At 70.1% G+C, this 13,368-nt stretch carries 12 protein-coding genes; 5 read left to right on the top strand and 7 right to left on the bottom strand.

The features are described 5' to 3' along the window. Positions 1 to 108: 108 nt before the first annotated feature. From ACSG06_RS16165 to ACSG06_RS16180, 4 genes are all read right to left on the bottom strand, one after another. The gene (locus ACSG06_RS16165; protein ID WP_440991305.1) at positions 109 to 696 is read right to left on the bottom strand and encodes an NADPH-dependent F420 reductase; all 588 of its coding nucleotides are present in this window, start codon (positions 694 to 696) and stop codon (positions 109 to 111) included. A gap of 276 nt (positions 697 to 972) precedes the next feature. After that, positions 973 to 1,899 carry a hypothetical protein gene (locus ACSG06_RS16170; protein ID WP_440991306.1) on the bottom strand — a complete coding sequence of 309 codons (927 nt, stop codon included), beginning with the start codon at positions 1,897 to 1,899 and terminating at the stop codon, positions 973 to 975. Next, positions 1,896 to 2,135, bottom strand: coding sequence for a hypothetical protein (locus ACSG06_RS16175; RefSeq protein ID WP_440991307.1), 240 nt, complete (start codon positions 2,133 to 2,135; stop codon positions 1,896 to 1,898). Before ACSG06_RS16175 ends, ACSG06_RS16170 begins: the two co-directional genes overlap by 4 nt. 215 nt (positions 2,136 to 2,350) lie before the next feature. Then, complete coding sequence (locus ACSG06_RS16180) at positions 2,351 to 2,635, bottom strand: translation initiation factor eIF-1A (protein ID WP_440991308.1); 285 nt, start codon at positions 2,633 to 2,635, stop codon at positions 2,351 to 2,353. A 163-nt stretch (positions 2,636 to 2,798) separates the two neighbouring features. On the opposite strand from ACSG06_RS16180, the gene ACSG06_RS16185 reads away from it, so the two are divergent. Then, positions 2,799 to 3,875 carry a sensor histidine kinase gene (locus ACSG06_RS16185; RefSeq protein ID WP_440991309.1) on the top strand — a complete coding sequence of 359 codons (1,077 nt, stop codon included), beginning with the start codon at positions 2,799 to 2,801 and terminating at the stop codon, positions 3,873 to 3,875. A 6-nt stretch (positions 3,876 to 3,881) separates the two neighbouring features. On the opposite strand, the gene ACSG06_RS16190 is transcribed toward ACSG06_RS16185, so the two are convergent. Together ACSG06_RS16190 and ACSG06_RS16195 are read right to left on the bottom strand one after the other, a co-directional pair. Beyond that, the gene (locus ACSG06_RS16190) at positions 3,882 to 5,210 is read right to left on the bottom strand and encodes a cobyrinic acid a,c-diamide synthase (RefSeq protein WP_440991310.1); all 1,329 of its coding nucleotides are present in this window, start codon (positions 5,208 to 5,210) and stop codon (positions 3,882 to 3,884) included. Continuing rightward, complete coding sequence (locus tag ACSG06_RS16195; protein ID WP_440991311.1) at positions 5,207 to 6,220, bottom strand: nicotinate-nucleotide--dimethylbenzimidazole phosphoribosyltransferase; 1,014 nt, start codon at positions 6,218 to 6,220, stop codon at positions 5,207 to 5,209. The genes ACSG06_RS16190 and ACSG06_RS16195 overlap by 4 nt, the downstream gene beginning before the upstream one ends. A gap of 190 nt (positions 6,221 to 6,410) precedes the next feature. Between ACSG06_RS16195 and ACSG06_RS16200 the strand changes: the two genes are divergently transcribed. After that, positions 6,411 to 8,132 (top strand): Na+/H+ antiporter NhaC family protein, encoded by a 1,722-nt coding sequence (locus ACSG06_RS16200; protein WP_440991312.1) that lies wholly within the window; start codon positions 6,411 to 6,413, stop codon positions 8,130 to 8,132. Positions 8,133 to 8,157: 25 nt separating this feature from the next. Here ACSG06_RS16200 and ACSG06_RS16205 read toward each other — a convergent pair whose 3' ends face one another. Then, positions 8,158 to 9,522, bottom strand: coding sequence for an NAD(P)/FAD-dependent oxidoreductase (locus ACSG06_RS16205; protein WP_440991313.1), 1,365 nt, complete (start codon positions 9,520 to 9,522; stop codon positions 8,158 to 8,160). A 106-nt stretch (positions 9,523 to 9,628) separates the two neighbouring features. On the opposite strand from ACSG06_RS16205, the gene ACSG06_RS16210 reads away from it, so the two are divergent. From ACSG06_RS16210 to ACSG06_RS16220, 3 genes are read left to right on the top strand one after another with little or no spacing between them, the layout of a single operon-like run. Beyond that, complete coding sequence (locus tag ACSG06_RS16210; RefSeq protein ID WP_440991314.1) at positions 9,629 to 10,348, top strand: protein sorting system archaetidylserine synthase; 720 nt, start codon at positions 9,629 to 9,631, stop codon at positions 10,346 to 10,348. 54 nt (positions 10,349 to 10,402) lie between these two features. Continuing rightward, positions 10,403 to 11,635, top strand: coding sequence for a HEAT repeat domain-containing protein (locus ACSG06_RS16215; protein WP_440991315.1), 1,233 nt, complete (start codon positions 10,403 to 10,405; stop codon positions 11,633 to 11,635). A gap of 38 nt (positions 11,636 to 11,673) precedes the next feature. Further along, positions 11,674 to 13,344: a phospholipase D-like domain-containing protein gene (locus ACSG06_RS16220; protein ID WP_440991316.1), complete on the top strand. Its 1,671-nt coding sequence runs from the start codon at positions 11,674 to 11,676 to the stop codon at positions 13,342 to 13,344. Positions 13,345 to 13,368: the final 24 nt, after the last annotated feature.

Genomic DNA, 13,368 nt, shown 5'->3' on the forward strand with positions numbered 1-13,368 from the left:
CGTTCGACGCGTCGGCCTGACGGCCGTGACAGTCGAACACACACCCCCTAGTCAACCGGGGTTCAAGTGTGTGTCGCGTCCCGAACCGCAAGCAGGCGGTGGACTCGCTCAGTCCTGCAGGAATCGGAACGCGATGTCACGGCCGTGGAGCTGGCTGAGATGTATCCAGAGGCGACCGAGGTTCTCCAGATGGCCGGCTGCGGCGAGGTCGCCGGCGACGACCGGTTCGAAGCCGAGGTCGGCGACGACGGACCCGACGGTCTCGACGGCCGCGTCGTCGTCGCCCGCGAGGAACATCGTCGCGGCCTCGCCGTCGAGCACCGGATCGGTCATCAGGTTCGCACCGATGGTGTTGAACGCCTTCACGACGTGGGCGGCCGGCGCGGCGTCGGCCACCCGTTCTCCGAGCGAGCGGTCCGAACGACTGCTAGGATACTCGTTGGTCGCGTCGACGAGCGGCTTGCCGGCGAGTGCGTCCGCGAGCTCCCCGGCCACGTCGACGACGGAGCCGGCGGGGACCGCGAGCACGACGACATCGCCTTGCTCGGCTGCCGCCCGCTGTGTGACGACCGTCGCGCCGTCGAAGACGGTCGTCTCCGGGGTGCGTGATCCGAGCAGCACGTCGTGGCCGGCGGTCGAGAGCCCTGTCGCGAGCGCCTGGCCGACGTGTCCGGTGCCGATGATTCCGACCTGCATGCCGCCCGTAGAGGCGGCCCGACTGCAAGAAGATTCGCTCGGGTATATCAGGCAGGCGGGTGTGTCGAGGCAGGCGGGTGCGTCCAGGCGGGTGCGTCGTCGCCGTTCTGGAGCCGGGGCCTCGACGAATGCGCGCATCTCGGGGACCGGAGCGTCCCGCTGTGACGGCCTCTCTCCTTCCCGACGACGGACCGGTTCGATGGCGACGGTGGAGTGGTCGGCGGAGTGGTCGGCGGTCTCGAACGCCCGGCGGCCGCGAACGACGCCGCGTCGCGATCAGGCGCTCGCCACTGCCCGTCGCGGGTCGGAGATGCCGAGACGCGTGCTCGCCCGACGTGCAGCCGCCGGGACGAAGACGTCGGTGTCGAACACCTTCGTCGCGCCGGGTCTGAGCAGACCCACGTTCCAGGCACTGCTGGAGACGGGCTCGTCCTGCTCGTCGTAGAACTCCACGACGACCTCCACCGCCGCTGCCTCGCCCTCGTTGGCGATGGTGAGCTCCACGTGGGCGAGCTGGTTCGCCAGGCTCGCGAGATCGGTCTCGGTGCCGTCTCCATCGTGGAAGACGAGCCGTTCGACGGTGACGGCGTCGCCCCGCTCGCTGATGTACCGGAAGAGCCGTTCCGAGATGTCCTCGTAGATACGGTCGCCCTCGGTGCCGATCGCGAAGAGCGCGCCGATGGGGTTGAGGTCGGCCCGCAGGTCGCTCGCGATGGTCGCCCGGTTCCGGGTGTTCGTCTTCAGCCGGCGGTAGTCGCTGATGAACGGGTCGAACGCGGACGGCAGCTCGCCGTCGAACAGGTCTGCGTACGCACGCAGCTCGGCGTCGAAGTTGAGCAGCGGCGGCAGCGGTGCGGCGGGTTTCCCGACCGGGACCCACGGTCGTCGCGTGGTCTCCCGTGGTTCGGCCTCGACCGCGGGCGCGGTCCGCCGCTCGAAGTAGCCGAGACTGTCGAGCACCACGCCGATGATGGCGCTGAGGACGGTCACGAAGACGACACCGGCGGTGAGCAGATAGGAGACCGGTGCCGGGAGCGCCAGCTGGAACAGCGCGATGAACACACAGGTCACGATACCGACGACGAGCAGGAACGACCCGAGGTCCGGGTCACGGCCCGTGAGGAACTCGATCCGGTCGAGGAAGGTCGACTCTGTCCCGTCGGCGGCATCGGACCGTCCGTCCGCTGGTCCGGTCACGCTCATGAGCGCTCCACCCGGTCCAGTCCGACCCGTCTGGCGTCGGCGGCACGCCGGAGTACCTGCACGAGGTGTGACACCCAGAGTCCGGCCGTGAACCCGAACAGCGTCCCGACCGTCGTGAGTCTGATGATCTCTTCGAGCGGTGCGAACGCGGCGAGGATGCAGAGCGCTCCGAAGAGGAACATGAGTGCGTACTGGACCCGTGTGTCGCGGTTCGCTCGTCGTAGCTCTTCGAACATTGTCGTGAGAAGTAGGTGTCGCGCGATAATAAATATAATTACTGACATAAGTTACGGGATGTTCGTCACGAAGGGGCCGTTCGTGGCGACGTGATTCCGGGATGGCGACGACCTGCCGACGCAGCGTCCGGACACTCGAACGGCGCACTGGACGGCGTCGGCACTCACGGACTCGGGAGATGGTCGAAAAACGCTTCCTCGGACTGCGGCGGAGCCTACTGGATGTGCCCTTCGGCGCGGAGCTGGTCGGCGTCCTGACTGGTGTAGCGCCACTCGATGTTCGCCTTCTCGTCCTGCCAGGACCACGGCTCGACGAGGACGACGTCGTCCACTTCGATCCAGTTCCGGTACTTCATCCGGCCCGGGATCCGACCGAGTCGTGTCTCGCCGTCCTGACAGTGGACGCGCACGTGGTTCCCACCGAGGTGCTCTGTCACTGTCGCGAACAGCTCGTCGTCGTTGGGCATCCGCAGGTTTCGCCGCTCTTCGTGTTCACTCACACCCTGATTACGTTGGAGCGACGGTTAAATCCTCCGAGAGACGGAGCCACATCCGTGACACCCGGTTCCTTCGACGCGTCTGTTCGGAAAAGTACGAAATTCAGGCCTTCTGGCTGCTGAAATCGGGCAGTCAGTTTAACCTCGATGACCGCCTACAGTCACCATGAACGTCTCCGACAGACTACTGCGGAACGTCGTCGAGACGGTGCCGATGGAGGTCGCGATTCTGGACCGGTCGGGGACGGTCGTCTACACGAACGAGCGCTGGCGGCGGTTCGGTCTCGAGAACGGGCTCGCCGGCGACCCGAACAGTCTCGGCGAGAACTACCTCGACGTGCTCGGGGACGACGAAGAAGCGACCGGGGACGTCCGTGACGCCATCGTGGCGGTTCTCGATGGCGACGACACCGTCCACCAGTTCGAGTACCCCTGTCACTCGCCCGAGGCGCCCCGCTGGTTCGTGATGTACGTCACCGGGGTGGTCGACGAGGACGGGGACCGCTACGCTCACCTCGGGCACCTCGACATCACCGAGCGGAAGCTCGCGGAGCTGTCTGTCGCCGACCGGAACGAACGGCTCCAGACCGTCGCGCGGGTGCTCTCGCACGACCTCCGGAACCCGCTGAACGTGGCGAGCGCCTACGTCGACCTGCTCGCGGAGTCGGGGGACCTGACGAACCTCGACGACATCCGGGCGGCACACGGACGGATGTCGTCCATCATCGCGGACGCGCTCGTCCTGGCCCGTGGTATCGATACCGACGAGCTGGAGACGGTGTCGCTCGAACGTACGGCGACCGAGTCCTGGGCGTTCGTCGAGGTCGGGAGCGCCTCGCTGGAGGTCACGGACGACCTGCGGTTCGTCGCCGACGAGAGCCTGCTCGGGAACCTCCTCGAGAACCTCGTCCGAAACAGCGTCGAGCACGGGACGGCGGACGGACAGCTCACGGTCCGCGTCGGGGTTCTCCCGACGGGTGACGGGTTCTACGTCGAGGACGATGGACGTGGCATCGACCCGGAGATCGCCGGCCGTGTGTTCGACGCGGGGTTCACGACCGCCGAGGACAACACCGGGTTCGGGCTGGCCATCGTCGACACGGTCGCGTCGGCACACGGGTGGACCGTCACCCTCGTCGAACCACCGGGAGGAGGCGTCCGGTTCGAGTTCGGCGGGGTCGAGGTGCTCCCCCGCTCGACGGCGGGAGCCCGGTTCGACGAGGTCGTCGGCGAGGACGCGTGACCAGCCTCAGTCGGTGGCGGCAGCGACGCCGACCAGCCGGTCGAACGCACCGCTCGCCGCGTGGCAGTGGCAGTACGTGCCGACGGTCCGGTACTCGGTCAGCCCGTCCATCCCGTCGGTGATGCCGTCGCCACGCAGCAGCTCGAACGCGAAGCGGGCGTCGGCGTCGGGCGTCGCCGACGAGTAGTGGAACTCGTGGCCGCGGAGACTGGTGTCAGTGGTCGCGGTCGGCCCGTCCGCCGTCGCCCGGAGCTCGACGTGGTCGAGGGCCTGGTAGCGGTCGTGCAGTCGGACGTCGGCGGGGAGAACACCGGCCATCGGGTACTCGTCGCCATCGACGGTCCTGATCGACCGCGAGAGAGCCATCAGGCCACCGCACTCGCCGAGTACCGGCAGTCCGTCGGCGGCGCGGTCCGCGAGCGACGCGAGCGCGGGGGCGGACGAGAGTGTGGCGGCGTGGCGCTCCGGGTAGCCCCCGGGCAGGTAGACCGCGTCGCAGTCCGGCAGGCTGTCGCCGGCGACCGGCGCGAACGTCGTCACGTCGGCGAGCGCGCGGAGCCGCTCCAGCGTCGCGGGATAGACGAACCGGAATGCGTCGTCGTGGGCGACGGCGACCGTCGGGCGACCGTCGTCCTCGGTGGCCGATGGGTCGGCGGTGCTCCCCGCCGTCGGGCGGCGGGCCGGCCGCGCGAGTTCGAGGAGGCGGTCAACCCGGACGTGTTCGGCGGCCGAATCGAGCGCGTCCTCGTCCACCGGCGCCTCGTCACCCATGTGGAGGCCGAGGTGGCGGTCGGGGATCTCGAGACCCTCCCGAGGTGGGACTCGGCCGATGTAGGCCAGCCCGTCGGGGAGCGCGTCGCGGATGCCCCGTTCGTGCCGCCCGCCGTGGGCGCGCTGGGCGAGCACGCCGGCGACGTCGACGTCGACGTCCACCTCGTCCACGTAAGCCCTGAAGCCGAGCGCGGTGGCGGCGACGCTCTCCATCCCCGCGCTGGCGTCGACGACGAGGACGACCGGGAGGTCGAGCGCCGCCGCGACGGCGGCCGTGCTCGAGACGTCGCCGTCGTACAGCCCCATGACGCCCTCGACGACGCAGACGTCGCCCTCGCCCCGGTGGTAGTTCCGGCGACAGCCGTCTGTGCCCGACAGCCAGGTGTCGAGCGTGCGCGACGGGGTCCCGGCCACCTGCGCGTGGTGGCTCGGGTCGATGAAGTCCGGGCCCGCCTTCGCTGGCTGCACCTCGTGACCCGCCTGCTGGAGCGCGCGGATGGTGGCGAGCGTCGCGACGGTCTTGCCGACACCCGAACTGGTGCCGGCGAGCACGACGCCCTTCACGGCTGTGGTTCTCCGGCCGCTCGGGCCGCGAGCAGGTCGTCGACGAGCTCGACCACTGTCTCACGCACCGCCGACATCGAGACGCCGTCGCGGGCCGCCATCGCGAGCGCGCCGCCCATCCCGACGCCCTCCTTCGCCTCGCCGGCGACGTAGGCGTTGGTCGCCGGGTGGTCCCGCTGCTCGAAGCTGGGGTCGGTCGCCCGCAGCGTCAGGTCGAGGTCGTCGGCGAGGTCGTGGACCGCCGCGCTGTCGTCGTCGGCGACGAACGACGTGGTCTCGAGCGACAGTGTCGCGTCGACGCCGGCGTGGCGTGCGAGCGCTGCGGCGGCCGCGAGCTGGGTCCCGCCCGCGAGCCGGACTCTCGTCCCCGTCTCGGTCGCGCCGACGACGAGGCCGGCGACGACCGCGAGCACCGGGTCCCCGACCTGACCGACCGCCGCGAGCGGCTCGCCGGCCGCGCCGCCCGGCTCGAGCTCGCTCGACTGGAGGGCCGCTTCGACGACGCGTCGTTTGCGGGCCAGCGGGTTCTCCGGCAGCGAGGAGGAGACCGCGGGACGCTCGCCGAGCGCTGTCAGCACGCCGAGCGCCGTGGTCGTCCCGCCGGGGACGGTCTCCGCGACGGCGATTTCGGCGTCCGGGAGCCCGGCGGCGAGCGAGCGGGCGCGCTCGAACAGCCGCGGGGCGTCCGGAACCGGGTCCGGGTCTCGGATGTCACCCCCCGGCTCCGCACCGAGGTCGATCGTCGGTGCGCCCGTCGGCCGGGCCAGCCCCGCGTCGACCGCGGTCACGTCGAAGCCGACGTGGTCGCGGACCGCACGGGTGACGACCGCGGGGGTTGGACAGCCGGTCGGGCTGACCGGGACGACCGGCGACTCGACGGGGCCTCCGTAGTGCAGTATCTCCAGGTCGGCACTCGGCGTGTGACGGAGCGCGTCGGCGTCGGCACCGGCGGCGCTGATGCCGTCGATGGCGGCGGTCCGCGTCGAGCCCGCGACGACGACGAGCCTCACGTCGCTCCCCTCCGTCGGTGACGGTCCCGTGCTGTGGTGGGCATCGATCTCGGCCTGAGCATCACTCCGTCGTATCTAGCACAATCTGGCTTTAATTGGTCGGTGTCGCGCGTGCTCACTGGTGAGTGCTGGCGCCTCACCGATCATCGGACGGAGAAACTTTTTAAACCGGAGATATAGTTTATGGCCTATGGTATCTGGTATCGAGGCCGGAATCTGGTCGGTCGTCCCGGCGATCGTGGCCATCAGCCTGGCCTGGAACACTCGCGACGCACAGATCGGGCTCTTCGTCGGCGTGGTGGTCGCCGGTATGGTGTACGGTGCGTTGAACCCCAGCGCCGTCGGCGTCCCGGCGGACCTGCTCGCCGCGGGCCCCGAGCTCGCCGAGATACACCCCCAGGCCGAGGATGGCGAGCCGTGGACGCTCAGCCTCGGCGGGGCGGTGCTCGGGCTCCTCTTCGGGCTGAAGGTCGTCCCCGAGATAATCGCCACGGCGCCGCTGTTCGGGCCCTGGTACGTCGAGAACGTCCTGCTCGCCATCTTCGCCATCGGCGGGCTCATCGGTCTGATGATCCGCGCGGGGGCCATCCGGGGCGTGCTGGAGGCACTGAGCAAGCGCGTCGACGACTCGGCCGACGCCGAGAAGGCGGCGTTCCTGGCAGGGATCGCCATCCACATCGACGACTACTTCAACTGCCTGGTGGTCGGCTCGATGATGCGCCCGCTGACCGACCGGTTCAACGTCTCGCGGGCGAAGCTTGCCTACTACGTCGACTCCGCGGGCTCGCCGGCGGCCCGGCTCGCGTTCTACTCGACCTGGGGTGCGGCGATGGTCGGATTCATCGGCGGCGGCCTGGAGAACGCCGCAGCGCGTGACTCGCTGCCGTCCGGCATGAGCGACTTCGTCGTGAACGGCGAGGCCGTGACCGGGGCGATCTGGCCGCTGTTCTTCAACACGCTGTTCACGGGGTTCTACTCGTGGATCGCCCTCGGCCTCGCGGCACTGGTCGCCTGGCAGGTCGTCCCCAACTTCCGGGACATGGGTCACGAGGAGTCACGCGCCCGGGCCGGCGACGGCGTCATCGGGGAGGACGACGACCCGATGATCTCCGAGGAGATGGACCGGTACGAGATGTACGAGGGTGCGACCCCGAACTGGGTGAACTTCGCCGTCCCCATCCTGACGATGATGGTCGTCGGTCTCGGGGCGATGTTCTGGCGGGCGAGTCCGGTGGTCTACGTGGCCGGCAAGAGCGGTACCGAACTGCTCGCAATCGGTGGTTGGCAGCTCATCGTTCCACCGTCGGGCCCCTGGTCGCTCAACATCGGTGGCGTCCGCCTCGGCATCGCCTCCATCTCGGCGCTCGTCGTCGCGTTCCTCATGTACCGGGTCCAGGGCAACGTACCCTCGCTGAAGGACGGGACGGACGCGACGATGGTCGGGTTCAAGGGAATCCTGCTCGCAGCTGTCATCCTGATGTTCGCGAGCTCCATCCAGAACGCCGTCTCGCTGCTCGGTATCGGCCCGTTCATCACCGAGACGTTCGGGGACATCCCGGCGTTCATCGTCCCCGTCGCGGTGTTCGCGACGACCAGCTTCGTCAGCTTCTCCGACGGCTCGTCGTGGTCGACCTACGGCATCATGTTCCCCATCGCTATCCCGCTCGCGTTCGCCACCGGCGCGAACCTGCCGCTCGTGCTCGGTGCGGTGTTCAGCGGCGGCATCTTCGGGGACCACACGTCGCCCATCAGCGACACGACCGTCCTCGCGTCGTCCACCTCCGGGAGTGACCACATGGTCCACGTCCGCTCGCAGATACCCTACGCGCTGCTGAGCGCCGCTGGAGCCGCATTGCTCTTCTTCGTGCTCGGGCTGGTCCTGCCGGAGAGCTTCCGGATCATCCCGTACTGAGGCGAACCCATCCGCGGGTCGTCTCTCACTCGTCGCCGGGGTCGATGCCGAGCTCCTGGTTGACCAGGTCGACCGCGTTCCGGACCGCGCCGACCGAGGAGAGGTAGCCGCCGCCGACGGTCGCCTTCAGCGCCAGCGCGGCCGTGCCGGTGAACACCGTCGGGCCGACCTGTGCGACCGCGCCGTCGCCGACCGAGACGAGCCAGCCCGGCGATTCGAAGTCGAAGCGGTCGAGCCGCGGGTCGAAGTCGCCGGGTTCTCCCTCGCGCAGGTGGTCGACCATCCGGTCGATGTTCTCGGCCGCGACGCGGGCCGCACGGATCGCCGACTGGGAGCTCGCCGGGACCGCCTCGCCGTCGTCGTCGACCATCCGGGCGGCGTCGCCGACGACGAACGTCGTGCGGTCGAGCGAGAGCGTGCTCCGGACGACCGGTCGCTCGCCCGCCATCGCGTCCGGTCCGCGGATACCGCCGGTCCAGATGAACTGGTCGTACTCGAGGCTCGTCCCGTCCGCGAGGTGGACTGCGTCGTCGGTCGCGCGTTCGACCGTCGCGCCCGTCCGCACGTCGACGCCCCGCTCGACCAGCTGGTCGTGGACCGCCCGCTGGAAGCGTTCGGGGAAGTTCGGGGCGACGCTGTCGAACTGCTCGAGCAGCGTCACCGTCACGCCCTCCTCGGGGAGCGGGTCGCTCTCACCGAACTCGTCGAAGTCGTCTTCGAACGCCGTATCGAACCCGTCGTCGTCCGGTTCCGTCGTCGGTTCGAACGCGTCGACAGCCTCCTCAGCAGTGGCGTCGCCGACGTCCGTCTCGGGCGCCCCGTCGGCCTCGTCGAGCGAGATGCGGACCTCCTCCTGTTCTGCGGCCTCGACCTCGGCCGCCGCCTCGCGGTCGTCCACCGCGACCTGGGCGAGTTCCCCGGCGACCTGTACGCCCGAGAGCCCCGCGCCGCCGACGACGACGTGACCCTCGGCCTCCCTGACGGCCGCGAACTGCTCGCGGATGCGGTGGGCGTCCGCCAGGCGCTTCAGGGGCGTCGCGTGCTCCTCGACGCCCGGGAGGTCGTAGAACGCCGTCTCCGCACCGAGGCAGACCGCCGCCACGTCGTAGTGCATGGTCGTGCCGTCGGCGAAGCTGACCACGCGGTCGTCGCGGTCGACCCCGGTCACGCGGCGCTCGCGCACCTCGGCGCGGTCCACGAGTTCGGTCAGCGGGATGGTGATGACGTCGGCGAGGGAGGGCTTGCGGACGACACGGTGGAGCTCGTGCTGGACGAGGTGGACGCCCGTGTCGTCCACGAGCACCAGCTCCACGTCCTCCGGGAGCCGTCGCTCGAGTTTCTTCGTGAGTGTGACTCCGGCGTATCCGGCACCGAGTACGGCGACTCGCATGGGCCAACCTTGGGTCCGTGGCTCCTTAGCCGGCCGGGTCGGTGAACCCCTCCCCCCGCCCGTCGAGACCGAAAGAGCGTAAAACGGGGACGGCGAACCGGTGGGTATGCTCCCCCGGTTCGTCGGCCGGCTCGGCCCCGCCGACGCGGTGACGACGGCCAACGCTGCACTCGGGTTCGTGGCCGTCGTCGTCGCCTTCAGCGACGTCGAACTCGCCGCACGGCTCGTGCTGCTCGGGGCCATCGCCGACGGACTGGACGGCGTCGTCGCGCGCTACGCCGGCGGCTCGCAGGTCGGCCCGTACCTCGACTCGCTGGCCGACGTGGCGACGTTCTGTGTCGCCCCAGCGGTGCTGGTCTACGCGACGGTCGATGCGGCGTGGCCCGTCTCCTTCGACCCGCTCACCGCGAAGACGGCCGCCACCGCGGTGCTTCCCGCGCTGTTCGTCGCCATGGGCGTCGTCAGGCTCGGGATGTACACCGCCTACGACGCGGGCGACGAGTTCACCGAGGGCGTGCCGACGACGCTCGCGGCGACCATCATCGGGTCGACGGTGCTCTGTGGCGTCCACGACCCGACGGTGCTGCTCGTCGGCACCGCCGCGTTCGTCTACCTGATGGTCTCGACCATCCGCTACCCGGACCTGCTCGCGCGCGACGCGCTGCTGATGGGCGTCGTCCACGCGCTCGCCGTGCTCATCCCGTACCAGTTCGGGCGCACGTTCCCGTGGGCACTGCTCACGCTCGGGCTGGCCTACCTCGTCGCAGGTCCCCTGTTCTACTGGCGCGGCGGGTGGGTCGTGACGAAATTGTATGGAAACGCTTAGGGAGGCGCTGGCCCGACACTCGCGCATGAACGTGACGGTAACGGGTGGTACCCTATGAGCGAGGACGAGGGCGACGCCGGCGACGAGAGCACCGAGGAGGTCGCTGTCGCGGACGTCGAGTCCCTGCGCGAGCGCCTCGACGCCATCAGCGAGGCCCTGGACGCCGCCGAGACGGAGGCCGATCTCGACGAGGTCGAGGCAGACATCGAGTCGCTCGAGGGCGACCTCGAGGCCGCCGAGCTCCCCGAGCCGGAGGACGAGGACGAGGAGCCGCCGGCCGAGGCGCTCGAGAGCGACCTCTCGGACGCACGCGACGACCTCGAGGAGCAGCGCGGCCCCTACGCGGAGGACGTGGTCGCGAACGTCGAGGAGGCACAGTCGACAGTCGCGGACACGCGCTGGACGGAGGACGGCGAGCCCGACGTGGTCGCCGCCGTGAACGACTTCCTCGGGACGGACCTGCTCGACGTCAGCGCGGACGCCGACAGCGTCGAGGACGCCGAGACCCTCCTCGAGGACGCCGCGGCGACCGTCGAGGCGATGGGTCTGGACGCCGACGACGACGCCGAGGACATCGCGAGCCTGCTCGAGGCCAGCGAGGAGCTGCTCTCCGACCTCGAGGACGCCGAGGAGTGGGACGACCTCTCCCAGCAGGAGATGCTCGACTACCACGGCTTCTACGACGTCCTCGACCACCGCAAGGACTACCCGCCGGAGTGGAACGCCATCAAGATCTTCGAGCGCGGCATGGACGCCGAGAAGATCCTCATCGGCCTCGAGATGTTCGAGTCCGACTTCATGGAGCGCCACTGCATGGATGCCCTGGAGAACTTCGGCCCCGAGGAGGCGCTCGACCCCATGCTGCAGCGCGCCCAGCGCCGCGACAAGAAGGCCATCAGCATCCTCGGCAAGATCGGCAGCGACGAGCCCGTCGAGACGCTCGTCGAGTACGTCGACGCCGACTCCGACAAGGAGCTCCAGAAGGTCACCTTCCGCGCGCTCGGCGAGATCGGCAGCGAGGAGGCGACCCAGGCCATCGCGAACAAGCTCGTCGCCGAGGACGCGATGACCCGCTCGCGGGCTGCCCGCTCGCTCGGTCTCATCGGCGACACCCGCGCCGTCGAGCCGCTCGCGGACGTGCTCGCGGACGACGAGGACGACACCGTCCGCTCCAGCGCCGCGTGGGCCCTCAACCGTATCGGCACCGAGGCCGCACTCGACGCCGTCGCAGAGTACACCGACGACCACTCCTTCCTGGTCCAGGAAGAGGCGAAGAAGGCGGTCTGAACTCGGCCTTTTTGTAGGGAGGCGGGACCAGAGCCCGTGTGTCACGCACGGCCCGTCCGGTCCTCGCCACGCTCGTCGTCCTGAGCCTCGTAGCGACTGCCGGTGCGAGCGCGCCCGCCACCGACCCCAGCGAAGCCCCGGGCCCGCAGAACCAGAGCCCCACCGACGCAGCCGCACTCGTCGCGGTCCTCCCGAACCCGGTCGCAGAGGGCGACGCCGGCGAGTACGTCGTCGCGAGGTTCTCGGAACCGACCGCGCTCGACGGCTGGACGGTCGGTGACGACGACGGGGCCGCACCACTCCCGAACGTCACCGTCGCGGGACGCGTCGCGTTCACCGCCGACCCCGCGGCACTCCCGGCGGACGCGAACGGGACCGTCGACCGCGTCGTCCGTGTCGCCGACTTCCCGCGACTCGCCAACGGTGGCGAGCAGGTCGTCCTCGCGCGGAACGGCTCGCGGGTGGACGTCCTCGGCTACACCGACGCGCCGGAGGCGGAGCGGTGGACCGGCGAGCGGTGGGTGCCGCGAGGCGCGACCGACCTCGAACCGGCTCGCGGTGGCCCCGGGGAGGTCCGGGCCTTCGTCACGCCGGACACTGCGGTTCCGCTCGACGCCATCGTCGGGGCAGACGACCGGGTCCTCCTCGCCGGCTACACGTTCACCTCCGACCGGGTGACCGACGCCCTCCTCGCCGCCGCCGACCGCGGCGTCGCTGTCCGGGTGCTCGTCGACGACGCGCCCGTCGGCGGGCTCTCCGCACGCGAGGTGGCCGCACTCGACAGGCTGGAGGCCGGGGGCGTCGCCGTCCGGCTCCTCGGCGGCGATGCCGCCCGCTACGACTTCCACCACGCGAAGTACCTCGTCGCGGACGACCGGGCGCTCGTGCTCACGGAGAACTGGAAGCCATCCGGTACGGGCGGCCACGCGAACCGGGGCTGGGGCGTCGCACTGAACGGCTCGGAGCCTGTCGCCGCACTGAACCGAACGTTCCACGCCGACTGGACGGCCCACGACGCCGCACCGTGGCTCGACCAGCGTGAGGCCGTCGACCCGGTGCTGCGGGAGTCCGCGAGCGGGTCGTACCCGACGCGTATCGAGCCCACAACGGTCCCTGTCGACTCGACGACCGTGCTGGTCGCGCCGGACAACGCCGAGGCGTCGCTCGTCTCGCTGGTCGCCGGCGCGGAGTCGTCGGTCCGGGTCGAGCAGATGAGCGTCGGTGGGGTCGAGACGCCGCTCGTACAGGCCGCACTCGCGGCCGCTCGGAACGGGAGCCGGGTCAGGTTCCTCCTGAGCAGCGCGTGGTACGCCGAGGACGAGAACGGTCGGGTCGTCGAGCGACTGAACGCTATCGCCGAGCGAGAGGGACTGGACCTGGCGGCCCGGCTCGTCGACCCCGGCGGCCGGTTCGAGAAGCTCCACGCGAAGGGCGTCGTCGTCGACGAGCGCCACGTCGTCGTCGGGAGCGTGAACTGGAACCGGAACTCGCTCCGGGACAACCGCGAGGTCGCCGTCGTGCTGACCGGCGACGAGGTCGGGCGGTACTACGCCGAGGCCTTCGACACCGACTGGCGGGGCGGGGGCGGCGGGGGCGACGGCCGCCAGCCGAGACTGCTCTGGGTCGCCGCCATCGCGGCCGCCGCGCTGGCGGTGCTCGTGTGCTGGCGACGGGTGCAGTTCGAGTACGAGGGCGAGCTACAGGGGTGAACGCCGTCGGGAGAACGCGAGAAC

The organism is Haloarchaeobius baliensis, from assembly GCF_052060055.1.
In the GTDB taxonomy this organism is placed as follows: domain Archaea; phylum Halobacteriota; class Halobacteria; order Halobacteriales; family Natrialbaceae; genus Haloarchaeobius; species Haloarchaeobius baliensis.

What these genes read in the sequence shown, in the direction of transcription:
- ACSG06_RS16205 (WP_440991313.1), bottom strand. Translation starts at nt 9,522, where the DNA reads ATGCGAGTCGCCGTACTCGGTGCCGGATACGCCGGAGTCACACTCACG.
- ACSG06_RS16215 (WP_440991315.1), top strand. Translation starts at nt 10,403, where the DNA reads ATGAGCGAGGACGAGGGCGACGCCGGCGACGAGAGCACCGAGGAGGTC.
- ACSG06_RS16175 (WP_440991307.1), bottom strand. Translation starts at nt 2,135, where the DNA reads ATGTTCGAAGAGCTACGACGAGCGAACCGCGACACACGGGTCCAGTAC.
- ACSG06_RS16210 (WP_440991314.1), top strand. Translation starts at nt 9,629, where the DNA reads ATGCTCCCCCGGTTCGTCGGCCGGCTCGGCCCCGCCGACGCGGTGACG.
- ACSG06_RS16165 (WP_440991305.1), bottom strand. Translation starts at nt 696, where the DNA reads ATGCAGGTCGGAATCATCGGCACCGGACACGTCGGCCAGGCGCTCGCG.
- ACSG06_RS16170 (WP_440991306.1), bottom strand. Translation starts at nt 1,899, where the DNA reads ATGAGCGTGACCGGACCAGCGGACGGACGGTCCGATGCCGCCGACGGG.
- ACSG06_RS16200 (WP_440991312.1), top strand. Translation starts at nt 6,411, where the DNA reads ATGGTATCTGGTATCGAGGCCGGAATCTGGTCGGTCGTCCCGGCGATC.
- ACSG06_RS16185 (WP_440991309.1), top strand. Translation starts at nt 2,799, where the DNA reads ATGAACGTCTCCGACAGACTACTGCGGAACGTCGTCGAGACGGTGCCG.